This is a genomic window from Methanobrevibacter sp., from assembly GCF_017432245.1.
In the GTDB taxonomy this organism is placed as follows: domain Archaea; phylum Methanobacteriota; class Methanobacteria; order Methanobacteriales; family Methanobacteriaceae; genus Methanobrevibacter.
Genome location: NZ_JAFRJO010000004.1, coordinates 13,110 through 39,737, shown reverse-complemented (window position 1 = coordinate 39,737; position 26,628 = coordinate 13,110). Strand labels below are relative to the sequence as shown.

At 32.7% G+C, this 26,628-nt stretch carries 25 protein-coding genes; 11 read left to right on the top strand and 14 right to left on the bottom strand.

Annotated elements, in window-relative coordinates; all coding sequences use genetic code 11:
• Window positions 1–512 precede the first annotated feature (512 nt).
• From IJI80_RS00310 to IJI80_RS00300, 3 genes are all read left to right on the top strand, one after another.
• A complete protein-coding gene (locus IJI80_RS00310) occupies window positions 513–1,208 on the top strand; it encodes a hypothetical protein (RefSeq protein WP_292786322.1) in 696 nt (231 codons plus the stop codon).
• 819 nt (window positions 1,209–2,027) lie between these two features.
• Window positions 2,028–3,173 (top strand): oligosaccharide repeat unit polymerase family protein, encoded by a 1,146-nt coding sequence (locus IJI80_RS00305; protein ID WP_292786319.1) that lies wholly within the window; start codon window positions 2,028–2,030, stop codon window positions 3,171–3,173.
• Window positions 3,163–4,284: a hypothetical protein gene (locus tag IJI80_RS00300; RefSeq protein WP_292786317.1), complete on the top strand. Its 1,122-nt coding sequence runs from the start codon at window positions 3,163–3,165 to the stop codon at window positions 4,282–4,284. The genes IJI80_RS00305 and IJI80_RS00300 overlap by 11 nt, the downstream gene beginning before the upstream one ends.
• A 114-nt stretch (window positions 4,285–4,398) precedes the next feature.
• Here the strand turns inward: IJI80_RS00300 and IJI80_RS00295 are convergent, their stop codons facing one another.
• Window positions 4,399–4,722 carry a TIGR04076 family protein gene (locus tag IJI80_RS00295; RefSeq protein WP_292786315.1) on the bottom strand — a complete coding sequence of 108 codons (324 nt, stop codon included), beginning with the start codon at window positions 4,720–4,722 and terminating at the stop codon, window positions 4,399–4,401.
• 208 nt (window positions 4,723–4,930) lie between these two features.
• Here IJI80_RS00295 and IJI80_RS00290 point away from each other — a divergent pair, with 208 nt between their 5' ends.
• A complete protein-coding gene (locus IJI80_RS00290) occupies window positions 4,931–5,572 on the top strand; it encodes a DUF6198 family protein (protein ID WP_292786313.1) in 642 nt (213 codons plus the stop codon).
• Window positions 5,573–5,796: 224 nt separating this feature from the next.
• A complete protein-coding gene (locus tag IJI80_RS00285) occupies window positions 5,797–6,627 on the top strand; it encodes a F420-dependent methylenetetrahydromethanopterin dehydrogenase (protein WP_292786310.1) in 831 nt (276 codons plus the stop codon).
• Between the two features lie 358 nt (window positions 6,628–6,985).
• Here IJI80_RS00285 and hisB read toward each other — a convergent pair whose 3' ends face one another.
• The 5 genes from hisB to IJI80_RS00260 all read right to left on the bottom strand — a co-directional run bounded on the left by hisB (window position 6,986) and on the right by IJI80_RS00260 (window position 11,388).
• A complete protein-coding gene (gene hisB, locus IJI80_RS00280; protein ID WP_292786307.1) occupies window positions 6,986–7,564 on the bottom strand; it encodes an imidazoleglycerol-phosphate dehydratase HisB in 579 nt (192 codons plus the stop codon).
• 136 nt (window positions 7,565–7,700) lie between these two features.
• Complete coding sequence (locus IJI80_RS00275) at window positions 7,701–7,889, bottom strand: 4Fe-4S binding protein (RefSeq protein WP_292786390.1); 189 nt, start codon at window positions 7,887–7,889, stop codon at window positions 7,701–7,703.
• 120 nt (window positions 7,890–8,009) lie between these two features.
• Window positions 8,010–8,702 (bottom strand): TOBE domain-containing protein, encoded by a 693-nt coding sequence (locus IJI80_RS00270; protein WP_292786305.1) that lies wholly within the window; start codon window positions 8,700–8,702, stop codon window positions 8,010–8,012.
• A 360-nt stretch (window positions 8,703–9,062) separates the two neighbouring features.
• Window positions 9,063–10,628 carry a flippase gene (locus IJI80_RS00265; RefSeq protein ID WP_292786303.1) on the bottom strand — a complete coding sequence of 522 codons (1,566 nt, stop codon included), beginning with the start codon at window positions 10,626–10,628 and terminating at the stop codon, window positions 9,063–9,065.
• Between the two features lie 163 nt (window positions 10,629–10,791).
• Window positions 10,792–11,388, bottom strand: a complete 597-nt coding sequence (locus IJI80_RS00260; RefSeq protein WP_292786300.1) for a flavodoxin family protein — start codon at window positions 11,386–11,388, stop codon at window positions 10,792–10,794.
• Window positions 11,389–11,660: 272 nt separating this feature from the next.
• On the opposite strand from IJI80_RS00260, the gene IJI80_RS00255 reads away from it, so the two are divergent.
• Window positions 11,661–12,410, top strand: coding sequence for a hypothetical protein (locus IJI80_RS00255; RefSeq protein WP_292786297.1), 750 nt, complete (start codon window positions 11,661–11,663; stop codon window positions 12,408–12,410).
• A gap of 185 nt (window positions 12,411–12,595) precedes the next feature.
• Here the strand turns inward: IJI80_RS00255 and IJI80_RS00250 are convergent, their stop codons facing one another.
• The 6 genes from IJI80_RS00250 to IJI80_RS00225 all read right to left on the bottom strand — a co-directional run bounded on the left by IJI80_RS00250 (window position 12,596) and on the right by IJI80_RS00225 (window position 18,455).
• The gene (locus IJI80_RS00250) at window positions 12,596–12,922 is read right to left on the bottom strand and encodes a zinc ribbon domain-containing protein (RefSeq protein ID WP_292786294.1); all 327 of its coding nucleotides are present in this window, start codon (window positions 12,920–12,922) and stop codon (window positions 12,596–12,598) included.
• Window positions 12,923–13,054: 132 nt separating this feature from the next.
• The gene (locus IJI80_RS00245) at window positions 13,055–14,272 is read right to left on the bottom strand and encodes a bifunctional 5,6,7,8-tetrahydromethanopterin hydro-lyase/3-hexulose-6-phosphate synthase (protein WP_292786292.1); all 1,218 of its coding nucleotides are present in this window, start codon (window positions 14,270–14,272) and stop codon (window positions 13,055–13,057) included.
• 305 nt (window positions 14,273–14,577) lie between these two features.
• Window positions 14,578–15,387, bottom strand: coding sequence for an amino acid ABC transporter substrate-binding protein (locus tag IJI80_RS00240; RefSeq protein ID WP_292786289.1), 810 nt, complete (start codon window positions 15,385–15,387; stop codon window positions 14,578–14,580).
• Window positions 15,388–15,639: 252 nt separating this feature from the next.
• Window positions 15,640–17,466, bottom strand: a complete 1,827-nt coding sequence (locus tag IJI80_RS00235) for a threonine--tRNA ligase (protein ID WP_292786286.1) — start codon at window positions 17,464–17,466, stop codon at window positions 15,640–15,642.
• Window positions 17,467–17,660: 194 nt separating this feature from the next.
• Window positions 17,661–17,963 (bottom strand): barstar family protein, encoded by a 303-nt coding sequence (locus IJI80_RS00230; RefSeq protein ID WP_292786284.1) that lies wholly within the window; start codon window positions 17,961–17,963, stop codon window positions 17,661–17,663.
• Between the two features lie 33 nt (window positions 17,964–17,996).
• Window positions 17,997–18,455 (bottom strand): ribonuclease domain-containing protein, encoded by a 459-nt coding sequence (locus IJI80_RS00225; RefSeq protein WP_292786282.1) that lies wholly within the window; start codon window positions 18,453–18,455, stop codon window positions 17,997–17,999.
• Between the two features lie 231 nt (window positions 18,456–18,686).
• On the opposite strand from IJI80_RS00225, the gene IJI80_RS00220 reads away from it, so the two are divergent.
• Window positions 18,687–19,778, top strand: coding sequence for a glycosyltransferase family 1 protein (locus IJI80_RS00220; protein WP_292786280.1), 1,092 nt, complete (start codon window positions 18,687–18,689; stop codon window positions 19,776–19,778).
• A 93-nt stretch (window positions 19,779–19,871) separates the two neighbouring features.
• Here the strand turns inward: IJI80_RS00220 and IJI80_RS00215 are convergent, their stop codons facing one another.
• Both IJI80_RS00215 and IJI80_RS00210 read right to left on the bottom strand, forming a co-directional pair.
• Window positions 19,872–21,200 carry a prephenate dehydrogenase gene (locus tag IJI80_RS00215; protein ID WP_292786278.1) on the bottom strand — a complete coding sequence of 443 codons (1,329 nt, stop codon included), beginning with the start codon at window positions 21,198–21,200 and terminating at the stop codon, window positions 19,872–19,874.
• A 112-nt stretch (window positions 21,201–21,312) separates the two neighbouring features.
• Window positions 21,313–22,116, bottom strand: coding sequence for a helix-turn-helix domain-containing protein (locus IJI80_RS00210; protein WP_292786275.1), 804 nt, complete (start codon window positions 22,114–22,116; stop codon window positions 21,313–21,315).
• Window positions 22,117–22,353: 237 nt separating this feature from the next.
• Here IJI80_RS00210 and hcp point away from each other — a divergent pair, with 237 nt between their 5' ends.
• The 4 genes from hcp (at window position 22,354) to IJI80_RS00190 (ending at window position 26,574) form a co-directional block, all read left to right on the top strand.
• The gene (gene hcp, locus IJI80_RS00205; RefSeq protein ID WP_292786272.1) at window positions 22,354–23,652 is read left to right on the top strand and encodes a hydroxylamine reductase; all 1,299 of its coding nucleotides are present in this window, start codon (window positions 22,354–22,356) and stop codon (window positions 23,650–23,652) included.
• Between the two features lie 128 nt (window positions 23,653–23,780).
• Window positions 23,781–24,110, top strand: coding sequence for a cupin domain-containing protein (locus IJI80_RS00200; protein WP_292786388.1), 330 nt, complete (start codon window positions 23,781–23,783; stop codon window positions 24,108–24,110).
• A 196-nt stretch (window positions 24,111–24,306) separates the two neighbouring features.
• On the top strand, window positions 24,307–25,962 hold the full coding sequence (gene ilvD, locus IJI80_RS00195; protein ID WP_292786269.1) for a dihydroxy-acid dehydratase: 1,656 nt from the start codon (window positions 24,307–24,309) through the stop codon (window positions 25,960–25,962).
• 186 nt (window positions 25,963–26,148) lie between these two features.
• Window positions 26,149–26,574 carry a signal peptidase I gene (locus IJI80_RS00190; RefSeq protein WP_292786267.1) on the top strand — a complete coding sequence of 142 codons (426 nt, stop codon included), beginning with the start codon at window positions 26,149–26,151 and terminating at the stop codon, window positions 26,572–26,574.
• Window positions 26,575–26,628: the final 54 nt, after the last annotated feature.

Genomic DNA, 26,628 nt, shown 5'->3' with positions numbered 1-26,628 from the left:
TGTAGATACAACGTTAACTCAATGATATTACATGCTATATTTTTGTACATTTATGTATATGAAATCCATCTTTTTTCTAAAGTTATTCAAATTTTATTTTTCAGGCCATGATCTTAATATTTTTTTATAAAACTCATGTTAATATCATTTGGGATTCTGCAGATTTTTTGGAAATTTAATTTCAAATTTTGTAACTCAAATTTTACACTTGAAATGACACCAGCTATTTTTTTCATATTTTTTCAAATTTTCAGATTATCTTAAAAAAGTGTTAACTCAAATTATCGCTGCAGAATTATCGATGTAATATCATTATGACTCATCATCATTTTTTTATAATTTTTTTCAATTTTTTGAGTTACAAAATTATTTTTTTTATAGATTTTTAAATTAAGTTTATATGCAATGAGTTAACATATATAATAATGTTAATAATTTTTTATTTTATGATTATATTATTAATTTAAAAATTTCTTTGATAATATCAATTTTTTTCATACGAAGGTATTTTTATGTTAGAAAAGGAAGTCAAACAATATAAGAGAGGAAACAGTTTCACTTATCGTATTGATCTTTCAAAAAAGGATAATTTTGAAGGTGGAGAGAAGGTAATGATTCTTAGGATAAGTGAATATGAATCTTATCTAAATGAGATCGATGATCTTAAATCTAAAATTGACGATAATAAAAATACCATTTCAGATTTAAAGCAATCACGCAGTGAAGCGGATTCTTCCATAAATGAAATCATGGAACAAAGGAATCAGGAGATTTCAGAAAAGAATAAGGAAATCATGGACCTTGTCGAAGAAAACAAATCTGCTATTGCGAAATGCTATGAAATCATTGATGAAAAAGACCAGCTTATCAAGCAGGCTAATGAAGAGATTAGGCTTGAAAGGGCAAAGTCAGATTTAGCTAAGCAAAAGGCAGAAGAAAATCTCCTTGAAGAGAGAAAAAGACATGATGAATTGGTTCTAGAAAAGGACAAGGAATTACATAATGTCAACCAGCAACTTCAGGACAGCCTTAAGGAAATCGCTTATAAAGATCAATTGTTAACTGCAGATAGGCTTTTAATTGACAGATATAAAAACAGAAGCTTCATCGATCGTCTTTTAAACAGGCAACCTGATGATACTGACTTGCAAATAGACAGCAAGCCAAAGGAAACTTATGTCTTGGAAGCTGAAAAACAAGAAGATTAGTCATCATCTTCTATTATTCTCTTTTTTATCCATTTATTCTATTTTTTATCTATTTTTTATCTATTTTATCTAATCCTTTCTATTTCTATTCAATTTTCATAATTTTTTTATTCTCATAATTGTAATGTCATTTATTTTTTATGAATATTCAATTCATATGCATTTTCAATTCATTGAGTTGTATTTTTGGATTAATTTTCGTTGTGACTCTTAGACATAAATTTCAACTGTATAATGAGTTAACCTGTTATTATCATTTTTTTCCAATTTCAGGGCCAGAAATTCCTTGACGTAAGTTTCAAGTGTAATTTTTTTTAAAATTTTTCAAACTTTTTTCTAATGTTATTATCATAACATAATCACGTTAATTTATTCTCATCATCATTTCAAATCTTTTGTAATATCATTTATTTTGAGGATTTTTTTTAGATTTTTTCTCTTTAAAATGTTATTATCATGAATTTTTCAACAATTTTTCAACAATTTTCTAAGATTTTCATTAAATTTTTATGAATTTTTGTATTACATTCTTATTTTTTATCTATTGGAACATTTGTTTCATATTATTCAAACCATTATCATTAAAAAATCAGTTTTTTCCAATATCTTGTATACTTTTTTTCTTCACAAAATTTTTTCCTACATACTTTTTCTCTTTTTCATTGGAAAATTTTTTATTTTTTAGCAATGAAAATGCTGTAATTATTTAAGAAAATCATCAAGCCCACTTCAGACCTTTTTAATAAACTTATTATAATAGTTTTTACAAAATCTAAAATAATGCTTTTAATTAAATAATGCTTAATTTAAGGGGTTTTTATGAACTTTAATTTTAAAAATGGAAATTATGATCTATTTCATCCGTTGATTCTTGTAGTTATGGTAATCCTATTTTTAATCATAGCTATGCCTATGTGGTATTTTTATCGTGAATTGCCTTCCCCTAATTTAGATTTGTATCTTTATATCGGTTTAGGGCTTTTATTCTTTATTTTAGGCGTTTTCTTATCTAACTACCTCTTGAATAAGAATTTTAAAATCGATGGAGATTCCACTACTAAAAGAACTCTAATCCCTGAGAAATTATCATTATCTGATTCATATTCAAAAAATGAATTGATTTTAGTGGGACTTGTTTCATTCGGCATTCTTTTGCAGATAATAAACATAGCTTTATTAGGTGGAATTCCCCTATTTTCTGCTACATTAAAGGCAAAAGCGGCAACTAAAATTTGGCTTATATCCTATATAATTTTCCTGCCGTCCATCAATATTTTGCTTGCAAAATACAATAGAAAATCCCATTACCTATTGCTAATCGTTGGTTTAGTCTTATTTGCTCTTACAGGATATAGGACCACTCCTATTGCAATCATGCTATCCGCCCTCATTACCTTGTATTATACAAGGGATGTTGATGTGAAATACATAATTTTAGCTATTTTGGCTATTGCAGCAGTGCTTTTAGCTGTTGGATTCATTGCAGTTCAAGCTATCAGCTGGCAGCACTGGTCATTGAATCCAATTGAATTGGTATCTTATAGGGCTGCATTTACATTGAATGTACTTTCCAAGGCAATTGAAAATCAATTCACTACAATGGGAAATCTATTCTACACAACATTGACAGGATTCTTTACACATTCAGATGCAAGAGTCCTAGTAGGACAAGCAACAATTGGAAGGGTTCATTCAATAACCTCTACAATTTTCGGCCCAGCATTGCTTGATTTCGGTATTGTAGGAATGCTTATTCAAATGTTTTTAATCGGCCTTATCTTAAAGACATTACATAGCATACAAAATCAAAGTAAAAGCATCTTTACAGCATTTTATGGAATTTTACTTGCACAAACAATCATCTGGATAGAAACAGGCCCAACTGATGTTGTGGTTTGGATATTCTATTTAATCGGCATTTTGCTTATCATCCGTTTCCTAAGGGGTGCTAATCATGAAATCTAAAAATATAGCTATTGCAGGAGAAATCACTCCATCTAAAACAATCATTCCAATCATAGAAAAACTAAAGGAGAGGGAAGCTGAAGGCAAATTAAGCTTTAAGATCAATAAAATAATTGGCCTTTATCATGGGGAATCATCAAGGGATTTCCTAGAACCTTATTGCAATGAAACTTATTCTATTGGAGAAGGCAGAAGGGGTAAAAAAAATTCTACTGGAAAATTGGCATACCTTATTTCAAAGGATATCTTAAAGTCATTGAATGCCCTTAAAGGAAAGGATATTGATTTGTTGATTACTGCAGGAAATGCAGGGGATGTAAGAAAAGCTATTGTAGCTGCGAATATCCTGAATATTCCTGTTTTGCATATAGAGCAGGATATTTATAATCCGATTGAAGTCATTTCCCAAGCTAATCTAGTAACTGTTCCTTCAAACATCTATAAGGAGTATCTGGAGAAAAACTATAATCTGAAAAATGTTGTAAATATCGATGGTTATCCTATGGCAAAATATGTTGATAACTACATTAAACAAGATAATTTAATCGATAAGGATGAAATCTATGGTGAATATGGAATGAAGGAATTTGTCCTTGCAGTTCTTGGAGGAGATTTGAAAGATGATGATATTGAGCCATTGATAAGATCTGTAGAAGAGCTTAATCTTAAGGCATTGATTGCACCTTACAGGTTTGATAGGGATATGGTTAATGAATTGGTATTATCACCAAACATCAAGGTTTTGCCTCAATATGTTGATATGTTAAGCTTTATGAATGCTGCATCTCACCTAATCTATGCTGCAGGTATGGGAATGACTATTGAAGCAGGTGTATTCAACATCCCATCATTGAAAATAGAAGGATTTCATAAAACTCATGGCAGTGTGGATTTGGCAAAGGAACTTAATATACCAATCGTAAAAATAGAAGAAATCCCTGAAGCTTTTGAAAATCTTCCTGAACAGAAGGAATCTTGTCTTGTAAAAAATAGTGAAATAGCTATTGATAGATTAGTGGATTTGATAAATGACTTTGATGAAAAATCACTAAAAAGAAGTGGATTTAAATCCACTAAGCAAATTTGGAATAGCCGTAAAGTATACAGATAATTTTATTTTTTCATCTTTTTCCATTTCTCTTCTTTTTTTCTATGTCTTTTCATTTTCATGAACATTATTTTTAAAATTTATTTTGTATAATTTTTGTATATTGTATACATTTTTTTAATCAGCATCTTCATCCATGGTTTCAAGCAAAAAGCTTACAGGACGGAACCCATCATTGCATGAGATCATTGCTGATTTCTTATTTTTCATCCAACCATCATAAAAGTCTTCTGCACCATTAGCCAATCCCATGACAAATGGGGATAATACTTCCCATGCACTTGCACAGAAATTCTCAGGCTTTTCCCAACCATTAGCTATGAAGACATCTCCACATTCAACATCGCATTCATGTTCCAATGGATTTTCATACTTTTCAATCAAGTCATCATGCCTTACTTTCTTCATGACTGTAATCTTAACTTTTTTCAATTGATTCACCTAAAAACTTTAATCTGTTTTTAATTATTTTTTATTTCTTATCATTTAAATATTTTAAAAATTGAAAATCAAATCAATACTTAAACTCCTAATCAAAAAATTTTAAATATCATAATCCCTTTAAATTTAAATGGAAACTATTTTTTTTAATTGATAGGAAAGGTTTTAGAGGAATACTATTTTTTTAATTGATAGGAAAGGTTTTAGAATGGATAAAAAATTGATTATTAGATATATTTTACTTATTCTTGGAGTGACCATAATGTCTTTAGGCATTGCATTATCTCTTAAATCCACTTTAGGCACTCCTCCTATATCATGCATTCCTGCTGTTCTAGCTGTTGCTTTTCCATTGACTGTAGGAGAATTCACAATAATTTTCAATGTGTTGCTTGTCATATTCCAAATGGTTCTTTTAAGAAAAATCACATTATCACAAATAGCTCAAATGCTTGTATGCATTCTCTTTGGCTATATGATTGATTTTAACTTAAGTTTCATTGACTTCATCAATCCAACAAATTATATAAGTCAATGGATCTTGCTAATCATTAGCTGTCTTGTTCTTGCATTCGGTCTTGTCATTGAAGTAAAGTCTGACATTACCATGCTTCCCGGAGATGGTGCTGTGGTGGCGATAGGGGAAGTCCTGAACAAGGATTGGGGTAAGGTCAAGCCATTTTTTGATGTTACTGTTGTAAGCATAGGTGTCATTTTGGCATTGGCATTCATAGGCCACCTTGAAGGGGTTCGTGAAGGAACCATCTTTTCAGCTGTTACAGTCGGTTTCATCATTCAATTTTACAACAATATTTTTGGTGAAAGAATTGATAATTATCTAGAAAAATAATTATATTTTTTTTTAAAATCTTGATAATTTATTTAAGATTCTAAATTTTTTTAGATTAGATTTAATTTTCCTTATTTTTCCAAAATACTTTCTCTATGTTCTTTATTTTTATAACTAATTTTACTTGTATTTTAAAAAAAATTATTCTAATATATAAAGTTTTTTATTTGTTTTTTTACATTAACTTTATAATAAGCAAATACTATAAATATTATTGTGATATTATGGTAGTTAAAATCGCTATATTAAGAAGTGGTAATATTGGTACTTCACCAATATTAGATTTATTATTAGACGAAAGAGCAGACAGACCAAACATCGACGTAAGAGTATTTGGATCTGGAGCAAAAATGAACCCTGAACAAGTCGAAGACGTTGTACCTAAGTTTGAACAATTCGACCCAGATTTCTGTATTTTCATTAGCCCAAACCCAGCAGCACCTGGTCCAGCTAGAGCAAGAGAATTATTATCTGAAATAGATAAACCTGCTATTATCATTGGTGACGCTCCTGGTAAAGGCAAAAAAGATGAAATGGACGAACAAGGTTTAGGTTACATTATTGTTATGGCAGACCCAATGATCGGTGCAAAAAGAGAATGGTTAGACCCTACTGAAATGGCTATTTTCAACGCTGATATCATTAAAGTATTAGCAGAAACCGGTGCTTTAAGATTAGTACAAAAAACCATTGACGGTGTAATCGAAGCTATTGAAGCAGGTAACGAAGTAGAATTACCTAAACTCATTGTAACCGCTGAAAAAGCTGTAGAAGCTGCTAAATTCCAAAACCCTTACGCAAAAGCAAAAGCTATTGCTGCATATGAAATGGCTGGTGCTGTAGCAGGTTTAGACATGAAAGGTTGTTTCATGACCAAAGGATTCGAAAACTTCATTCCTTTAGTAGCTGCTGCTCACGAAATGGCTGCATGTGCTGCTGCATTAGCAGCTGAAGCAAGAGAAATTGAAAAATCCAACGACACTGTATTAAGAACCCCTCACATGAAAGAAGGTAACGTTGGTTGCAAACTTGATTTAATCAGCAAACCAGAATAAGTGTCGAGGATTAAGTAGCTTTTCAGCTACTTATTTTTCTTTTTTCTTTTTTAAAACAAATTCAAATCAAATCAAAAAATCAAATCTCAAATCAAAACCAAAATTTACTTTTTTTCTTTTTATTAAATCAATTTCAAAACTTTGCATGCCAATGTTTTATTCGTATAATTACTAACTTTTTTTCATTAAATTTTTTAAAATAATTGTCTTGGCGGAAAAAGTGCAAATTTAAAAAATAGAATAATGTTTTAAAAATTGAAAATTTATAAAAATTACTTTAAAAGAATTTTAAAAATTAAAATAAAAAAGAGATAAAAAGAAAAATAGAAAAATAGAAAAAAAGAAATAAAAAGATATTCTAAAGAACACCTTTTGTACTTAATATTTCATCATGCTCTATTTTGCATCCATCATACAATGATTTTGCAAAGGCTTTGAATAGGGCTTCAGCCTTGTGGTGATCATTTGCTCCTTCACAGGTTCCATAGATATTGATCTTTCCGCTGGAAGCAAAGGATTCAAAGAAGTGAACTACAACATCACTGCTTAAGTCACCAATCTTGTCATGCTTGAAATCCAAGTCCATATTGCAGTAGCTGCGGCCGCTGATGTCTATGGCAACAGTTGCAACTGAATCATCCATAGGGACAATTGCGTGACCCATTCTTCTGATTCCTTTCTTGTCGCCAATAGCTTCTCTAAAAGCTTCACCTAACAATATGCCAACATCCTCTACAGTGTGGTGATCATCGATTTCAATATCACCGATTGCCTTAACCTTTAAATCCATGAAACTGTGTTTTGAAAATGATTCCAACATGTGGTTGAAGAAATTGACGCCGGTGTCAATATCATATTCTCCAGTTCCATCAATATTTAACTCTATTTCAATATCTGTTTCAGATGTCTTTCTTGAAACTTTAGCTGTTCTAGTCATTGAATCACTCACTGATTTAAGTTCTAATAAGTATTTCCTAAAAGTATTTACTAAAAGTATTTCTAATAAGGATAATATAGTAACAATTTACAGAAAAATTTTAAACTATATTTAAATTAAAATAACGATTAATTATTTACTCATCTGGTGCATTTCTCATAATTTTAATTGCATCTGGACCGCATTTCATTGCACATAATGTACAAACATGACAATAATCTAAGTTTGATACATGTGCAACAGTATCAATAGTCCAAATATATCCTCCTTTTGGACAAATCTCTTTGCAATTTCCACATGCAGTGCATTTGTCCTCATCAACTATAATCTTTAAAATAATATCACCATGAATAAATCTGTAAATAATCTTATTTTATTTAAAATATATAAAATTATGGCTAATTTGTTAAAAAAATATATTATTTTTATTTTTCAAGTAAATTGCCTATAATTTTAATGTAGCTATTGACAATGCCTTAAATCCAATGTAAACCTCTTTTCCTAAACTTAAATCCAAGTCCTTACCTGCAGATAAGGTAATGTCTGAGAAAATGTCCACTCCATCAATGTCAATTTTTACACGGATCATTTCATCCTTAAGTCTCATTTCAGTGACTTTTCCCTTGAAGATGTTTCTAATACTGGATGCTTGAGGCTCCAACATTATGAATATATTGTCATAGCTTATTAAAGCGAGAATCTTATCTCCAACTTTATATTCCTTTTTAAGTGGAATAGTTATGACCAACTCATTCATTTGAATTTTCATGACACCTTTTGACTTGTCAACTTCAAGAATTTCAGCTTCAATCTCATTTGTTTCGCTATGAAGTTCCATGATTGCATTGATCTTTTTACATTCCTTTAGAATCTGCAAGCCCTCTTCGGTAAGAGTGGTACTGCCTCCACCACCGCTTCCTCCTTTTTTAGTGCTTACAATAGCTATATCCAAGCTTGACTCTATTTTATCGATATAGTTTAAAGCAGTTCTGTATGAAATTTTTGAACGCTTAGCAGCTTCTGTAATTGATTCGCTTTCATTTATATAAATCAACAGATTGAATTTCTTTTGATCCAATAGAAAAGAATTTCCATCTATATTAATCTTATATTCTACTCCAGCTTTTACCTCAGTCATATTAATCGTCCCTTTTACCTTAAAAAAATATTTTTCAAAAATTACTCAGATTGATATTTAATATATGCCTTTTATTAATTAAACTTATTTATTTTAATCTAATTATATTCGCTAATTATTTCAAAAATTATTTTTGGTTATAAGATGTTTTAAGATATAAAAGAAAGGATATTTAGTTTTGACTCGTTATGATGAATATTCGTAATCGATAATTCCTTTATAAGTGATTCTTTTAAAAAATCGATATGAATTTGAAAAATAGAATGAATGTTTAATTCGACCCAAAAAAAACTAAGCTAGAGTTAAAAAAAGTAAGATTAAAGTAAATAAAAAAAGTAAAGATAAAAATTTATTGATTTTTTAAGAACTGTATTTATCTATAATATCCAATAGCTTATTGGCATATTTTCTTAAAGGACCTAATTTTCTGGTGAATTTTCTAAATCCTGCCACATCATCATGGGATAATGTTCTAAGTGCTACAATTGCAATCATATAGATTATTGGACAGATTATCAGTCCTGCAATCAATCCATAGCTATTGTTTGGAAGCACAAATACAGGCAAGGCCATAATCAATGAAGCTATTGTGACTTTAGTTAAGAATGCATAAGGGGCATGGGTTTTAGTTAACTTGAATTGGAGCAGGAACATAGGTATCATCATTATGAATGAAGCTATTGTAGTAGCTAATGCTCCACCTTCAATGCCGTAAGTAGGAATCAAGTACCAACCGAGGCCTAAAGTGATGATACATCCGAATATCAAAAGGTACATTGGTATTCTTGGATTTCCAATACCTTGGACAATACTTCCTGAAATTGTATATATTGAATAGAATGTCATACCGATTACAAGAATTGCAAGAGACATTGCACCGTTCATGTAAGCTGAATTTGTAAAGTATACAAGCCCCATGATTTCCTTTGCAAAAATAGCTATTCCTACACACATTGGAATTACAAAGAACATTCCGTATTTATATGATGCATTGACATATTTTTCAAGTAGGTTTTGATCCTTTAGAGCATATGCTTCAGACGCTGCAGGCAATATGGTAGTTGCAAGTGAACTTGAGACTATTAAAGGAAGTCGTGAAATAGGATCTGCTGCTGTAAAGTAACCGATTGCGCTTGCAGCTAAGAATCCTCCCATAATCAAGGTACAAATGCTGTAAATACCCATTTCAGCAAGTGCAGTGACTGTAACTGGAATTGAAAAGAAAAGCAATCTTTTTGCAAGGCCCAATTCCTGTCTGAAGGTAAACTTAAAGTCAGGATTTGCAGGGGGGATATATTTTCCCATATACCTTTTAAAGATATAGACTGCAGACACTGCTGATGCTGCAAAACCGAGTACAGAACCTAATACTGCACCAAAGGTGGATAATCCTAAAATTACAAGTGCAGTTGCAAATAGAATCATGAATATCTGTTCAATTGCACGTGTATAAAGGATGTATTCCATTTTGTATACACCTTGGAAAGCACCTCTAAATGCACCGACTATCACACTGAAAGGAGTGATTAAACCAACAGCCTGAAGCGGCAACAATGCCTCTGGCTTGTGATAATAGTTTGTAATGATAGGTGCAGCTACAAATACCATAATCAGTCCAAAGAAGAATCCTAAAAAGACCATTATCTTCAGTGCTGTGAAAACTGTTTGGCGAGCAAGATCCTCTTCATCAAGGGCATTGTACTCTGATACGTATTTAGCTATTGCCGGTGGAAGCCCTGCTGCAGATAAAACTTGGAATATTCCTTGAAATGGAGTTGTGAGTCCAAGTATACCATATGCTGCCGGTCCTAAAAGTGATGCCATAAGGAAACGGTAAAGATATCCCCCTACACGGAAGATGACATTTCCTATTAAGATAATAGCGCTTCCCTTAGCTACTTTAGAACTCCCAGTTGCTTCTCCCATATTCACACCATATTCTTTAAAAAAAGCTATGAAATATCAAATTTAATAAAATACTTAATTAAATTAATAGTATTATACTATATAATATAATTAGATATTCCTATATAAATTTTTATTTATATACCTTTTGTTAAAAAAGGAATAATTTTTTTATAAATCCTCATTATGATTTAAACTCTAATAAAAACTCTTTAAAATGATTTATAGTCATATCCAATGTTTTAAGTCCATATTCGTCTTCCTTCACGCCTTCTGCTCCATCATCCTGGGACCATAAGCATGCTCCTAAATTAGCGCCAAAGGATCCTCCACTTAATGGTATGATTTTATTTAATAGATAGAATGTGTTGATTTGCTGAATGGTCAATTCCTGACCTCCAGACCTGTCTCCACCTACAACTATTGAAATTCCCACCTTGTTTTTGAAAATATCCAAGTCTTCCATGATCATGGCTTGGCATCTGTCAATAACTGCTTTCAATTGTGCAGAGATGCTTCCGAAATGGATTGGACTTGCCATTATGATTCCATCGGCATCTCTAAGAGCTTTATAAATTTCGTCCATATCATCAGATATTGAACACTTTCCCTTTGTTTCTGCACATTCATTGCAATGTGTGCAAGGAGCGATGTCCTTATCTTTTACAGATATGAAGGTGGTTTCAAATGAATCTTCCTTATTCAATTCATTCAATGCCCTTTTCAATAAATATTCGCTGGCACCTTCTCGTGGACTTCCACAAATTCCAAGAATTTTCATCATATTACCTCAAATTAGATTATTAAATTTAGATTATAGAATATTTTTTTAATTTTTTTATCTATTACTATTTTTATTAACTTTCATTAAAAGTTTTTTTAAAATTTTTTAAAAAAATTATAAAACTTATATAATATAAATCATATATTAATATTATAATGTTGTTTTATTGACAAATTTTTGTCTAAAAAAAATAATTTTTTAAATTTTTCACATGATTATTTGCTTAATGCCAATATTTTATTAATGGTTATATTCAAAATGGTGTTTTTATGGATTTCGTAAAAGGTATTGTTAAAAAATATTTTAGGTCTTACAATAGGACATTAAAGGATGGTACTAAAAAGACCTATAAGACAGAACAGGTTCAGGTCACTGTATCTAAATCTGACAATATCTTTGAAGATAAGGAAGAAGTCTTTATTATATCAGCTGATCAAGCAGAAGAATTTAACGAGTTTGATGAATTGAAATCAGCTTTAGAATTGTTTAACAGCATGCTATTGGAAGATAATAAAAAATTGACCAAAGATTTCACTATTGCTGATGAAGATTTAAAGACCACCTCCTCTAAATTGAAAGCCCTTTCTGAAAAATTGGTTAAGAGAGAAGAGCAATTGGAAGAATCCAGAAAAAGATTACTTGTTTTAAAAGAAGACTGCTCTGGTTTGAAAGAGCAGCTTGAAGAAAATCAAAACACCATATCCAGTTTAAGAAAACAATTGGAAGATAAAAATTTCATCATATCTGACTTGAATGATGATTTGGATTTATTAAACGAAAAGTTAAATTCACAAAATGATGATGTTATCATTGATTCTGAATTCTTAAGCAATGAACAGTTCACATCCAGTTCAAATTCATATTCCTTTGATGATTATGTTGAGTTGCAAAAGGAATACATTGCTTTACTCAAAAAATACGAAAAATCTCAAGAAGATTTATACAATGAGAAAGTTAAAGTCATTCACTATAGGAATCTCTTGGACAAATTCAAAAACTTTATTTTAAGAATACAATAACTATCTATTTTTTAAATCAATACTCTTTAAATCTTTTTTTAAAATTCAATATTTTCAAAATTAGTTTTAAAATGGCTTATTTTGTGCCTTATATCCTATTTTTTTAAAGTTTTTAATAAAAATAGTAAAATTATAGAAGTCAAACTTTAATAAAACTTCTATAAATCTCTAACATCTTGTTTTAATTAGAACATATCTCTGGCATTACCTCTGTAACCCATGACTGGTTCCTCATCCTCATCAATTTCATCATCAGGATTAGGATTCCATCTTTTCAAGTTTGGAAGGAAATTACATAGCAATCCAGTTGCTTCCTCTTCACGTAAATCAGGGTTTCTTTTCATCATTCTTTTTGCATGTCTAATGATCATTTCATTTATGGTAATGTCAGGTTCAGTGAACTCTCCATTTTGGAAACAGTCTTTACAGTAATCCATATTTGGGCTACCGTCTTCATTTGTTCCATAGTCATTTCTTCCCATTGGCCTGCCGCAAGAATTGCAAAATCCCATTGTTTCACCTTTAATTAATAACTAAAATGATTCAAATCAGTCTTAAATTAAAAATTATTTAAAAAAAATAGCTAATTAGAATAATCTAATTAGCTAAAGCTTTATAATTTTTATCAATCAATGGACGGCTACTTAAATTTGCTCATCATCTTCCATTACCACTCTCATGTGGTTTGGGTCTACAGGCATTTGAGCTAAGAAGTCTTCTGCAGCTCTTCTTGGGTCACCAGATCCAATGATGTATCTACCTGCGATGATGATGTCTGCACCTTTTTCAAATGCTTCAGGTGCTTTTTCTGGAGTTACTCCTCCAGCTACAGCAACTAAACCGCCAGTGATTTTCTTAATTTCCTTAATGTTACCCCAAGCACTTACGTCATCAAGGTTTTTACCTTCTGCTCTAAGTTTACTTTCTAAGTCAACATTTCTGTGTAAGAGAACAATGTCAGGTAAGAACTCTTTGTTGATTTTCTTGAGTTTTTTGGTGAAGTCATCTACATTCATCATATCAAGGATGGAGTAGATACCTTGTTTTTGACATTCATGAATAGCTTTTTCAATGGATTCAATAGTTCCGAGACCGGAAATTGCTACTGCATCAGCAGTTTCATCTGCAGCCATTTTAACTTCAACTCTTCCTACGTCCAAGGTTTTCAAGTCAGCAATAATGAATCCGCTTGGAGCCAATTCTCTGATTTTGCCCACTACACCGACACCGAATTTTTTAACGAGAGGGGTTCCTGCTTCAAGGAGGATTCTTTCTCTGTTAGGGAGTTGCTTAATGATTCTTTCCATAACATCCATGTTGTCAAGGTCAAGAGCAACTTGCAAGTAAGGTGGTTCGTAAAGCTTGATTGCTTTGAATCCCATAATAGCGTGGGTTCCACGGTCTTTTTCGTATAATACTTTGTCAATATCAGGGTAACCTTTCAATGCTCTTTTGATTGCAAGTTTGGTTGCTGCATAGTTGTATTGGTAGATTTTTCTGTAATCCTGTGCAGCTGGGCTAATGAATACGCTTGCATTAATTACCCAATCTTCCACTTTGTCTTTAGGAATGATTCCTTCTTCCACACAATCAGCTACAGCTCTACCTACAGCAGTTTGAGCAGGTCCAAAGATTTTGCTTGCATCATCTAAGTCACCAACAGTTACTTTAGGAATAATGATGGTAGCTGGTTTGGTAATTAAGTTAGGTCTGATTACACTGAGCAATGGGGTGTGTCCAACAGATAATTGGCTTAATCCATTAGCAAAAGCGTTTCCTACAGGACCATCTTTTTCACCAATAAGTAAATCAACGTGTGCTAATTCGTCTCCGTCTCCGATAAGAGCTTCTCCTATAAACATTTCATATCCTCCAATTTTAAGAATAATTTTATAATCATGATTTCAATTTAAATCATTTTTAAGTCATTTTTTGAATTTATTTAGTTTAAATATTACATATTACTTTCATAATAGTAAGTATTTATACAATATAATTTATGATTTTAATACAATATATAGTTAAGTAATTATATTTTAAAAAACAAGTGGAAAAATAAAATAATAATTTTAAAAATTTACTTAAAAAAATAAATCTAAAATAATCTAAAAATAAATTGAAAAAGAAAATTAATTATAAAAAATAAATTTAGTTAAAAAAGAAAAAATTATGGATAAATTACCCCTTCTGGGACTCCATAATCTTTATATTTTTGAGCTATCTTATCGATAGTTCCATCCTCATACATTTCATTTAAGGTCTTTTGGACTTGATCTCTCAATTCAGTATTGTCCTTTGAGAATCCAACACCGTACTGTTCAAGGGATAAAGGAGTTTCTAAGATCCTATAATCTTTCTCATCATATTTTGTATTGATTATGTATTTCATGACATCACAATCGCCAAGAACAGCATCACAGGTTCCAGATTCCAAATCCATAAATGATGTATCATATTCAGTTATTTCATAGATATTTGCAAAATCCTCTTTTAACTCTTTATTGTTTTCAAGAGCAGTAATAGCGCTGCTTCCCATTTCCACATCTATATCTTTCCCTTCCAAGTCTTCAACTGAAAAAATGTCTGAATCCGCTTTTACAACGAATACTTGGGAATTGTTGAAATATGGTTCAGTCCAAGCATAATCATCTTCTCTGCCATTGATTGTAAATCCGCTCCAAATGCAGTCTATAGCACCGGAATGAAGTTCAGCTTCTTTAGAGTCCCAATCAATTATCTGATGTTTCACCAATGTCCAATTGTTTCTGTCACAGACTTCTTGGGCTAAGTCTAAATCGAAACCGGTCACTTCACCATTATCATCTGTATATTCGAATGGTGGAAATTCAACGAAATATCCGACAACGAAATTGGTTTCATTATTTTCAGCCTCGGAGTTATCACCTAAAAAATCAAACCAACCTGCACTAACTGAGCTAATCATTAAAAATGAAATAAGCAAAACAGTTAAAACCATTAAAATTCTCTTTAAATTAATCTTAAGCCCCTCCAATAAAAATTAAAACAATCCATATTTAATAAAAATTTCTCTGAATAAATTGTTCAATAATAATTGTTTATATTACTATTTATTCAATTTAATATTTAAATATAGGATTGTTAATCAATTTAAGATTTAAAAGAGCAATAACAAAAAAATAAAATTAGTTAATATACGAACAAATAAAAGGATGTTAAAAAAAAGAAATTATAAGTTGATTAAATCAACTTATTTGAAATTAATTCTTTCAGCAACGTTTCTTGGTAAAGGAAGTCTTCTAAATGGCATACCTTCAGTTTCTTCCTTAACTGATGCGATAAGTTCATCTGCAGTCATGTCAACTTTCTCACCAGTTTTTCTTACAGTTACATTGTAATTGTCGGTTTCAATTTCCTTGTCACCAATTACAACGATGTAAGGAATCCATTCCTTAGAAGCGTTTCTGATTTTCTTACCTACTCTGTCATCACTGTTGTCAACATCTACACGAATGTTTGCTGCTGCAATCTTGTCAGCCAATTCGTTAGCATAATCTAAGTGTTTTTCACCGATTGGCAAGATTCTTACTTGGGATGGGCTTAACCAAATTGGTAACATTGGAGCTTTTCCATCTTCTTTTGCAGTGTTTTCAAGTAAGCTGCAGATAACTCTTTCTACACTACCGGTAGGTGAACAGTGTAAGATGATTGGGTTTTGAGGATCTTCGTTTTCATCAACATACTCGATGTTGAATCTTCTACCACTTTCCACATCTATTTGCACGGTAGGGTTTTCGATAGGTCTTCCTAAGTAGTCAATAGCTGCAAAATCGATTTTACAGGACCAGTAGTGTTTTCTTTCAGGCAAGATTTCGAGTAATAATGGCTTGCCGATTCTTTTAGCGGTTGCTTCCATCCAGTCCTTATGCTCTTCATAGAAGTCTTCGGTTGCTCTGAAGATTGCTTCATAGTTAACGTCAAGATCTACACCGGTTTGAACACACATGTCAACTTGAGCATCAAACTCATCAAGTGCTTGAGGCATGTCAGCACAGAAACTGTGCATATCTGGCATGGTGAATGCTCTGAGTCTCTTAAGACCTACAACTTCTCCTCTTTTCTCGAATCTGAAACTGTAAGTGGATAATTCGTAAACCTTAGCAGGCAAGTTTTTCCAAGTGAGGAAAGATCCGCCAAGAACTCTGAATGCACCGAAACAGCATGCAAATCTAAGCATTAAGTCTTTTTTGGTTGCGGTTTTATATTGTCTTTCACCGAATTTTGCTGCATGTTCCCTGATTGCATCATTTGCAAGGTCATAGAAGATTGGAGTTTCAATAGGCATTGCACCTAAATCAACTACAAAGTTGTAAACGTAATCTGCAAGCAAGTCACGGACTAATCTACCTTTAGGATACCATTTGAGGTTACCGATGTCGGATGCAAGCTCGTAATCACATAACTCTTTTTCTCGCATGATTTTTACATGTGGAGGTTCTCCTTCATCTGAAGCGCCTTCTCCAAGTTCATATGCAACCAGCTTTTTCAAATCTTCGCTTTCGTAATTGTATTCCTTAGGGTCAAAGGTTTCTCCATCCTTAAAGATCAACCAGGTGGATGGTTTTTTCTCTTCCTTTTCTTCCTCTTCTTCGACGTCTGCAGTAATGGTTCTTGAAAGTTCAGATAATGGGTGTCCTTTACAAGAAATTTCAAATGCCTTATACCATCCGAAAGGTACTCTAAATACATCCAATCCCTCTTCTTTAAGTGCATCTTCAGCATCTTTCAATATTTGAACAGCTACTTTAGGAGCACCAAGGGATGAAGAGAGGTGAGCATATGGGTATAAGACGATTTTTTCTGCATTGACTTCTTCATTGGTTTTTATTACTTCAGCAACTAAATTCTTGACAATAGCGCTTGGTTTTTCTTCGTCCTCTTTTTCAATGGATGAGAAAACAACCAAAGCTTCATCAAAAGCTCCATTTTTTTGAGCTTCTTCGATTTCTTCAGCTACTGGAGTTTTGTTTTTTACTTGATATTTTATATAATCAGAGTGAATAAGTAAAACTCTCATATTTTCACCAGTTTTTGTTTTAAAAATAATTTATTGATAAGTATAATATACACAATAATATTATAACTATATCCTTTATATTATTTAATTATTAGTAATAATTGTGATTTCAAAATAAGTAATTTTGAAGCTAAATAATATTATTGATTAAAAAATTGAATTAAAAATAAAAAAAGAATTTAGATTAATGGGAATTAATCTAAAATTAATTTCAAGTCAGGATTTTCTACTGATGCATCCTTAAAAGTAGCTATTAGATCTTCTTCAAGAATTGAGCTGTTCTTAATGATGATTATCATATCAGAGAGTTCGCAAAGACAATCGTATAATGCATCAAGATTTTCACCATAATATTCTGGGAAATCCAGTTTTTCCTTAATGTATTCATGGGGATTCTCTTTCATCTCTTCCCCATACAAGACTATTTCATTCATGTTATCTATCATCTTTCTTAGTTTTTTTCCAAGTCTTCTCTTTTCGATCAGTTTATTTGTCATAGTATCAAATTAATAATTCCTGCAGCTTATGATTTAAGTTAAGTGTTCAAAGCTTGCATAATGGTCTCCAGTATAGTAAACTTCAAAGTCATCAGTGGAATAAACTATTCTTTTAGGTCCTCTGCTTGATGCGCCTAACGTGTCAATATCACATTCCCTATACTCGTGGGTTATAGGCAATATTGATTGGCGGTTTGTGAATATGTCTCCTCCAATGCATTTTCCCGGAGCATACTTTTCAACGCTTCCACCATGCCATCCGAGAGCCTTTGCCTCTCCTTTAGTGATGTAATTGGAAGGAAGCTTGTGATATGTACTTATATATGCTGCAACTTCTTCCTTAGAGTCATAAGTCCCATCTTCTGTAATATTAATGTCATCTAAAGCAAGTGTAGAGGAATCAGAGTCTGAATCATCTCCAATGCAACCGCTCACTGCAACAGCAGCAAGCAAGACGATTAATATCAATCCAATAATTTTCCAATTTTTCATTTTCAATCCCTTTTCATTTTATTAAAAATATTGGTTAATCTTAATTTATTTTTTATTTTTAAATAATTTTTCTAAAAAACTTCTTAATTCGATTAATTTTTCTTAAAGTATATAAAATATTATGAATATAAATTTAATCGTACAATTTATGATTAGTGCAAATTTAAGATTATTTGAAATCATAAAATTTTCATTGTTTATTATTTTTATTTTCATATGAGAGGAATCCTTGTGGATAAGAAAAAGATATTGATCATTGTAACAGGAAGAGGCATAGGCGGAGATGCCGGTACAGCATTGAATGTTTACAATGCACTCGAAAAAAGAGGATATGATTGCGAAATCGCTTTGGATGAGTCTGCTCCAGGATTATTATTTAAAAAGAATAATATTGGCTGGAATAAGGTTATCATCCCACAGGCTGGAGGCCACTCTGCAACAATCATGACCACAATAAAAGCAGGTATTCGTGCTATTAGAGGTGTTCTTCAAACAAGAAAGCTTTTAAAGTCCAAGAAATTTGATTTGGAATTAGGCATTCTTGGAGGAGGAGCTATTGTTGGTGCTCTTGGTGCAAAATTGGCAGGAATTCCTACTGTAAGTCTTTTGATTACTCCACTTGACACTAAGGTATGCAGTCATATCGGAACTCCAATCATACTTCCTGAAAACAATCTATTTTTAGTTGAAGATGTTCCAGAGAATATGGTAAAGTCTTTCTCCCCAGTTAGTGATAACATTACTCATGGAGATAAGAACAAGGCATTGGAAAAGATAAAGGAACATTCTAAAGAAGCTAAAGAGAGAAATCCTGATGCAATTGAGTTCGATGAAAACAAGCCAACCATAGTATTTTCATCCGGTTCCTCATTGTTTGAAAAGACAGCTCAAGCAATCAATCAATTCTCTAAATACTCTGATAAATACAATCTTGTTTTATGCGGTGACCCTTTAGATGAGTCTATCCTTAACTATATTGATGAGACTAAAATGATCAATGTCGGCTTTATTGATTGGGTAAATGACCTATTGTGCCTTGCAGACCTTGCAGTACTCACCAATGACGGATTGATGCTTCACGAAGCTATGGTATGCAATTTGCCTGTAGTAATATTAAAAAGAGTGAAGTGGGGCAGATACCATGACATGGTCTCAATCTTCAAAGGAGCAACTGTAGAGTGTGACCTTGAGGATTTGGATGAGAAAATCTTTGAAGTCATGGACAATTATGATGAGTATGCAAAAAGAACTGATGAATATAGAACAGCTATTTTAAATGTAGATGACAACATTTGCGATATTGTTGACGGATATTTAAAATAAGTCTAATAGCAATTCTATTCATCATTAAAATCTTATACTATTTCTTTCGTTTTTCATTTTATAGTGGATTCCATATCTATTTTTAGGAAATCATTATCTTATGGTTCCGCCAATTCCCTCAATGAATTCTTCAACATAATCCTTATCTTCCCTTTTGAATAATGTGTAATGGAAGGTATAGCTTTTTTGTGAATCATCTATCTGTTCACCATCATAAACATCAACAATCTCCACATCAATGACAGGTTCAATATTCTTAAACATCTCTAGCAAATGCTTCTCATCACATTTTGAAGGCAGTAGCACTGACAAGTTAAAATGCTCCAGTTGAAGATTATCCTTCTTCCATTCGAAGATCTCATTTTCAGACATTATGTCTACATTGGAAAGCTTGAAGCAAATTTCGTCATTGCCTCCAGTTTCAAGTATTACAGATTTTGAGCCGACTTCCTTTACAATTCCCATATGCACGTTTTCAGAGTGCTGGTGCTTCAAACCCACTTCCTTGCCTATGGATTTTGACAATACATTTGATTTCTGGGTTAACATGCTTATTGCCTTGTCTGAACGAGCCAATGCATCTTCATGCCCATCCAAATGCTTTGCTGATTCAACAACGGAATTGACAAAATCGTCCTCTCTTCCTTCCTCAATCAAATTTGATAGGTATATGCTTTCCTTTATCAACGCTTCCCTTGCATTTGATGTTTCCAGATTGTTTTTTTGTATGGAATAGTAGAGATAAGGATTTTGATAGACTATGCGGCTGACCATATCAAGCATTATGGTGTAGACAGGGCTTGAAAAGTTTCTGGATTCCTTGACATTGATATTCAGTTTCCTTATTGTTGAAGCGAGGCTAATGTATGAAAAATGAGTCAATCCCTGGACGATGCTCATATATTTGTCATGTTCATTTGGTGTTGTGATTACAACTTCACACTCCGTTTTATCTAAATAGTCCTTTACACGAGGCAGCCAGTTAGGGGATCTGTTTTCGATAGGGGTCAATATGATGATTTGCCTTTGGAGTGTAGGAACTCTTGGGCCAAACATAGGGTGGCATGGCAATATCTCTGCATTTTTCGGCGCATATTTTTCTAAAGCTTCTGCAGGTTCTGTCTTTACACTTGTCACATCCATTAATAGTGATCCTTCAGGTGCATGTGGAGCCACTTCCTTTATGGTTTCCACCATATGCTCTATAGGTACGCTGAAGACAATGATATCTGCATCATTTATTGCTTCAATGTTGTTGTTGCTGTATTCAACACCTATTTCCTCTGCAACTGGTTTTCCAGAGCTTTCGTCACGGCTTGTTATGCGTATGTTGAAGTCATTTTTCAAGTGTTCAGCAAACCATCTTCCTAAACCGCGTGTACCTCCAATGATTGTCATATTGCTTTTATCGTTATTTGTCATCTTCGCTCCCCATTATTCATCATGCATTATTGTAATATCAAATAGTTCATTAAAACTTTCCAATCCTATTTTTATAAAATTATATATTAATCCTTTTTGATAATTTTTTAATCTATTTTTCCTTTATTTTCTTATTCTTTTTTGCTTTCATCTTATTGAACTGATTCAGGAAACGTTCATCAAAGTTTTTACAGATGTCTTCATATCTGTTTTGAACCCCAACAGATGTTTCCGGAAGAATTGATTTTTCTTCTCCTGTAAATTTTACTATTGTACGGAACAGTTCTTTCCCATCCCTTATGACTATCTTAACAAATTTAATGTCTGTTTCTATAATTTCCATATTATCCAAACGGGCTTCTTCAAACATCTTTATGATTTCCAGCTTTTTACCATCAATGTAACACTCAGGGGTTGCAAGAATCTTTATTGGAATCCCTCTTGGAAGCTCTTTTAATGCTTTTATAAGTGCTTCCCCTTCACCTTCAAGGAGGAATCCTATTCTCATATTGATTGATTTACGCGCCCTCTTAACAATTTCAATCTCTTTATTGATAATATTCTCACTTGTTTTGATTAGCCAAACTGGAGCTTGAATTTCAGATATGTTGTCATTATAGATTTCATCCAATTTCTCTTCGGAAGATTCAAGTTCTTTAATAAGCTCCTCTTTCTTATTTTTAAATATTTCATTTGGAGGCACTACATGGTATTCAAGAGGCCTTGTATGGGTTATTGTAATGAATCCTTTCTTATCCAATTGCTTTAGGGTATTGTAGATTTTGGATCTTGGAATCTCTGAGGTTTTAGCTATTTCTTCAGCTTTTCCTGAAATTAAATTGGTCATTCCTATGTATGCCTTCGCTTCGTATCTGGTAAGTCCAAATTTTCCTAAAGATTCTATAATTGATTCCATATTTTCCCTCTTTAAATTATTTTAGATTAGATAATCATCTTTTCTTATATTTTACTTATTAAATTTGTTTTATAAATATTTTGTTACTTTTTACCCTATACTAGTTACAAAATCTTTATAAGCACTATGAGAAATACCTTTAATTACACAAGGAAAAAAGATAGAAAAAATTTCATTTTTTCCTTTAATCGATGTAAAAAAATTAAATCTGAATTATTAAAAAAAGGATGTGTTATTATGAGCGATTTCAATATGTTTTGTTATCAATGTTCCCAAACTGCTAGAGGCAGTGCTTGTACCGCAAAAGGTGTATGTGGAAAGGATGCTCTTGTTGCAAGACTTCAAGACAATTTAATCTTTGCAATGAAAGGTATTTCAGCTTACAATTACCATGCAAACGAATTAGGTGCAAGAGATGAAGAAGTGGACGAATTCTTGACTAAAGGTTTATACTCAACTTTAACCAATGTAAACTTCGATGCAGCAGACCTTATCCAATTAGGTCTTGATGCTGGTGAAGCTAACTTTAAAGTTATGAAAATGCTTAAGGAAGCTCACATTGAAAAGTTCGGCGAACCTGTACCTGCTGAAGTTAAAGTAGGTGCTCAAGGTGGCCCTGCAATCATCGTAACAGGTCACGATCTATTGGCGTTAGAAGAATTGTTAAAGCAAACTGAAGGCACAGATGTAAAGGTTTACACCCACAGTGAAATGTTGCCTGCTCACGGTTACCCAGAACTTGCTAAATACGAATCATTGGCAGGTCAAATCGGTGGAGCTTGGATTGATCAAAAGAAAATCTTTTCAGAGTATAATGCAGCTATCTTAGGAACCACCAACTGTGTATTGATTCCTAAGGATGACTATGCAGACAGACTCTTTACCATGGATATCGTAAAGGTTCCAGGCGCAACTGTAATCGAAGACTATGACTTCAAGCCATTAATCGATAAGGCAATCGAATTAGGAGGTCCTGAAGCTGAAGAACTCACTACCATTACTACTGGTTTCGGCTTAAGCACTATCTTATCCTTAGCACCTCAAATCAAGGAATTAGTGCTTGCTGGAAAAATAAAAAGATTCTTCCTTGTAGCTGGATGTGACACTCCAAACCCAAGAATGAACTACTACAGAGAGTTTGTTCAGGAATTGCCAGAAGACACAATTGTACTTACTTTAGCTTGTAATAAGTTCAGATTCAACGACCTCGACTTAGGAGACATTGAAGGAATTCCAAGATTATTGGACTTAGGTCAGTGCAATGACGCTATTGTAGCTATTGATTTAGCTGTCGCTTTATGCGACTTATTTGAAATGGAGTTAAATGAATTGCCTCTTACCATTGTCTTAAGCTGGATGGAACAGAAAGCAGCAGCTATCCTCTGGACCTTGTTATACCTTGGAAAAACCGATATGTTCATTGGACCTGTTCTTCCTGCATGGGCTAATGAGGATATATTAAATGTATTAGTTGGAAACTACAATCTAACTCCAGTTTCAACTCCAAAAGAAGACATTAAGAAGATCTTGAGCTAAGCTTTTTGAGGCTTCGCCTCAAAAACCTTAACCAAAAATCTTTTTTATGGAAAAGATAAGCCCTCATTTTTTTTAAAATTCATGCAAAAATAAATATTGTTTAACATTAATACGTATTAATAGGAGAAATTACTATGGATTTAAAAGGAAAACCAATTGAAATGGAAAGCTTGATTGAATATCAGGAAGGCTCTGTTGTGAGCATGGAAGTTATCAAAAAGGAACTTGGTACTGTAACTGTATTTGCATTTGACAAAGGACAAGGATTAAGTGAACATAGTGCTCCTTTTGATGCTATGGTTCAAATAATAGATGGTGAAGCGGAAATCACATTGGCTGGAGAACCTCATACAGTCAAAAAGGGCGAATTCCTAATCATGCCTGCAAATGTCCCACATGCTTTGCAAGCAGTTAATGGACCATATAAAATGGTTTTAACAATGATTAAATCAGATTAGATTTAATCATTTTTTCTTTTTTTCAAAATTATATTCCATTTTTTTATCTCAACTCTTTTTAATTACTATTAAAAAACTATTTTAAATTAAATTTAATAAAGATTAATTACTAATAAATAATTAGTAAAATCTTTAAATCATTGATTTAAATTTAAAAAATTATTTTTACTAATTTACAATTTATTGGATGATAATTATGAACAGTGATAAAGTAAAAGCAGGAGTCCAAAGAGCACCACACAGATCTCTTTTACGTGCTTGTGGATTAAAAGATGATGATTTTGAAAAACCATTCATTGGAATTGCAAACAGTTACACAGACATTGTACCTGGCCATATTCACTTAAGGGAATTAGTGGAATATGTTAAGGAAGGTATTAGAGCAGCCGGAGGAATTCCATTTGAATTCGATACCATGGCTATCTGTGACGGTATTGCAATGAACCATGACGGTATGAAATATTCACTTGCTTCTCGTGAAATCGTAGTAAGCACTGTAGAAAGCATGACCATGGGGCATTGCTTCGACGGGCTTGTTATGATTCCAAGTTGTGACAAGGTTGTTCCTGGTATGCTAATGGCTGCTGCAAGACTTGATGTTCCATCTATCTTTGTAACTGGCGGACCAATGGAACCAGGAAAATTCAATGATAAGAATGCAGATTTGATTACTGTATTTGAAGCGGTTGGTGAATTGTCCTCTGGAAAGATTACTGAAGAGGAACTATATGAATTGGAATGCTGTGCATGTCCTGGAGCTGGAAGCTGTTCTGGATTATTCACTGCAAACACCATGGCATGTATCACTGAAACTCTTGGTATGAGTTTGCCTACCTGCGCTACAGCTCTTGCATTAAGTGATAAGAAAAAGGAATTGGCTGTAGCTAGCGGTAAAAGAATTGTTGAAATGGTAAAAGAGGACTTAAAGCCATCTGATATCATGACTCAAGCAGCTTTTGAAAACGCTATTGCAATGGATATGGCTCTTGGTGGATCAAGTAACACCGCACTTCATATTCCAGCTATTGCATACGAGCTTGAAGAGCATGGTGTCCATGCAAATTTAGACTTATTTGATGAAATCAGTGATAAGGTAGCTCACATTGCACTTTTATCCCCTGCAGGTCAAGACACCATGGCAGACTTGCACAATGATGGAGGAATTCCTGCTGTATTAAAGACAATTGAATCCAAACTCGACACCAGTGTAATGACTTGTACTGGAAAAACATTGGAAGAAAACCTAAAAGATGCAAAAGTCACTGGAAATGGAGTCATTCACACACTTGATGACCCTATTCACGAAGCGGGAGGACTTACTGTACTTAAAGGTAATCTTGCTCCAAACGGCTCTATTGTAAAGTCTGCAGCTGTACCTGAAGACATGATGCAACTTAAAGGTCCTGCTAAAGTCTACAATAGTGAAGAGGATGCAGTTGAAGCTATCTTCAATCATGAGCTTAATGAAGGAGACATTCTTGTAATCAGATGTGAAGGTCCAAAAGGAGGCCCTGGAATGAGAGAAATGCTTAATCCAACTTCCGCTATCATGGGAATGGGAATCAAGAATGTTGGACTCATTACAGACGGCCGTTTCTCTGGAGGAACAAGAGGTCCTTGCATAGGTCACGTATCTCCTGAAGCGATGAGTGGCGGACCAATTGCAGCATTGAAGGATGGGGACATAATTGAAATCGACATCACTAATGGAAAACTCACAGTAGAATTAAGTGATGAGGAAATCAAGGAAAGAATTGCAAATGCAGACTTACCTGAGAAAAAGGTCAAAGGATGGTTAAACATCTACAGACGTTCAGTTTCCTCTGCAGATGAAGGAGCTATTTTAAGATAGCTTTTTTATTTTTTCTTTTTTCTATTTTTTTACTATTTTTTTTAAAAACCATTTTTTAATTAAATTTAAATATTTTATAATATAAACTATTCATATTATAATAGTATTAAAAATTTTAATTTGAATTTAAATTTTTAATTTTTATAATTATCTTAATAATTAAAAAAAATATGAAAAGGTGTTATTTTGGATATAGATTTAAAAGAAATAGCAGTTTATATTGTCCTTATCATTGTTGTTCTTATTGCTGCACAACACTTGAATGTGGTTGTCTCCGGCAGTATGGAACCTGTTATGTATAGAGGAGACATTGTAGTGCTTGAAAAAGCAAACTTACTTGGATTGCAGGAGTTCAATCCAGCTGATGTTGAAGTTGGAGACATTGTAGTTTATGATGCCCAATGGCATAATGGGCCTGTTATTCATAGAGTGATTGAAAAAGGCCAAATAAACAGCACTATTGTCTATAAGATTAAAGGGGATAATAATGATGTTGCCGATCCTTATTGGGTAACTGAGAATCAGATTACCTCTAGAGTTTTAACTTTTAATGGTCAACCTATAATTATTCCTAAAATAGGATACATATCCATATGGATAAGAGGACTTTAATATTTCATGATTAATTATATTGATGATGCAACTATTTTATTTAATAGTTTAATG

Coding starts and splice junctions, on each gene's coding strand:
- IJI80_RS00310 (WP_292786322.1), top strand. CDS start 513: ATGTTAGAAAAGGAAGTCAAACAATATAAGAGAGGAAACAGTTTCACT.
- IJI80_RS00305 (WP_292786319.1), top strand. CDS start 2,028: ATGAACTTTAATTTTAAAAATGGAAATTATGATCTATTTCATCCGTTG.
- IJI80_RS00300 (WP_292786317.1), top strand. CDS start 3,163: ATGAAATCTAAAAATATAGCTATTGCAGGAGAAATCACTCCATCTAAA.
- IJI80_RS00290 (WP_292786313.1), top strand. CDS start 4,931: ATGGATAAAAAATTGATTATTAGATATATTTTACTTATTCTTGGAGTG.
- IJI80_RS00285 (WP_292786310.1), top strand. CDS start 5,797: ATGGTAGTTAAAATCGCTATATTAAGAAGTGGTAATATTGGTACTTCA.
- hisB (WP_292786307.1), bottom strand. CDS start 7,564: ATGACTAGAACAGCTAAAGTTTCAAGAAAGACATCTGAAACAGATATT.
- IJI80_RS00270 (WP_292786305.1), bottom strand. CDS start 8,702: ATGACTGAGGTAAAAGCTGGAGTAGAATATAAGATTAATATAGATGGA.
- IJI80_RS00265 (WP_292786303.1), bottom strand. CDS start 10,628: ATGGGAGAAGCAACTGGGAGTTCTAAAGTAGCTAAGGGAAGCGCTATT.
- IJI80_RS00260 (WP_292786300.1), bottom strand. CDS start 11,388: ATGAAAATTCTTGGAATTTGTGGAAGTCCACGAGAAGGTGCCAGCGAA.
- IJI80_RS00255 (WP_292786297.1), top strand. CDS start 11,661: ATGGATTTCGTAAAAGGTATTGTTAAAAAATATTTTAGGTCTTACAAT.
- IJI80_RS00250 (WP_292786294.1), bottom strand. CDS start 12,922: ATGGGATTTTGCAATTCTTGCGGCAGGCCAATGGGAAGAAATGACTAT.
- IJI80_RS00245 (WP_292786292.1), bottom strand. CDS start 14,272: ATGTTTATAGGAGAAGCTCTTATCGGAGACGGAGACGAATTAGCACAC.
- IJI80_RS00240 (WP_292786289.1), bottom strand. CDS start 15,387: ATGGTTTTAACTGTTTTGCTTATTTCATTTTTAATGATTAGCTCAGTT.
- IJI80_RS00235 (WP_292786286.1), bottom strand. CDS start 17,466: ATGAGAGTTTTACTTATTCACTCTGATTATATAAAATATCAAGTAAAA.
- IJI80_RS00230 (WP_292786284.1), bottom strand. CDS start 17,963: ATGACAAATAAACTGATCGAAAAGAGAAGACTTGGAAAAAAACTAAGA.
- IJI80_RS00225 (WP_292786282.1), bottom strand. CDS start 18,455: ATGAAAAATTGGAAAATTATTGGATTGATATTAATCGTCTTGCTTGCT.
- IJI80_RS00215 (WP_292786278.1), bottom strand. CDS start 21,200: ATGACAAATAACGATAAAAGCAATATGACAATCATTGGAGGTACACGC.
- IJI80_RS00210 (WP_292786275.1), bottom strand. CDS start 22,116: ATGGAATCAATTATAGAATCTTTAGGAAAATTTGGACTTACCAGATAC.
- hcp (WP_292786272.1), top strand. CDS start 22,354: ATGAGCGATTTCAATATGTTTTGTTATCAATGTTCCCAAACTGCTAGA.
- ilvD (WP_292786269.1), top strand. CDS start 24,307: ATGAACAGTGATAAAGTAAAAGCAGGAGTCCAAAGAGCACCACACAGA.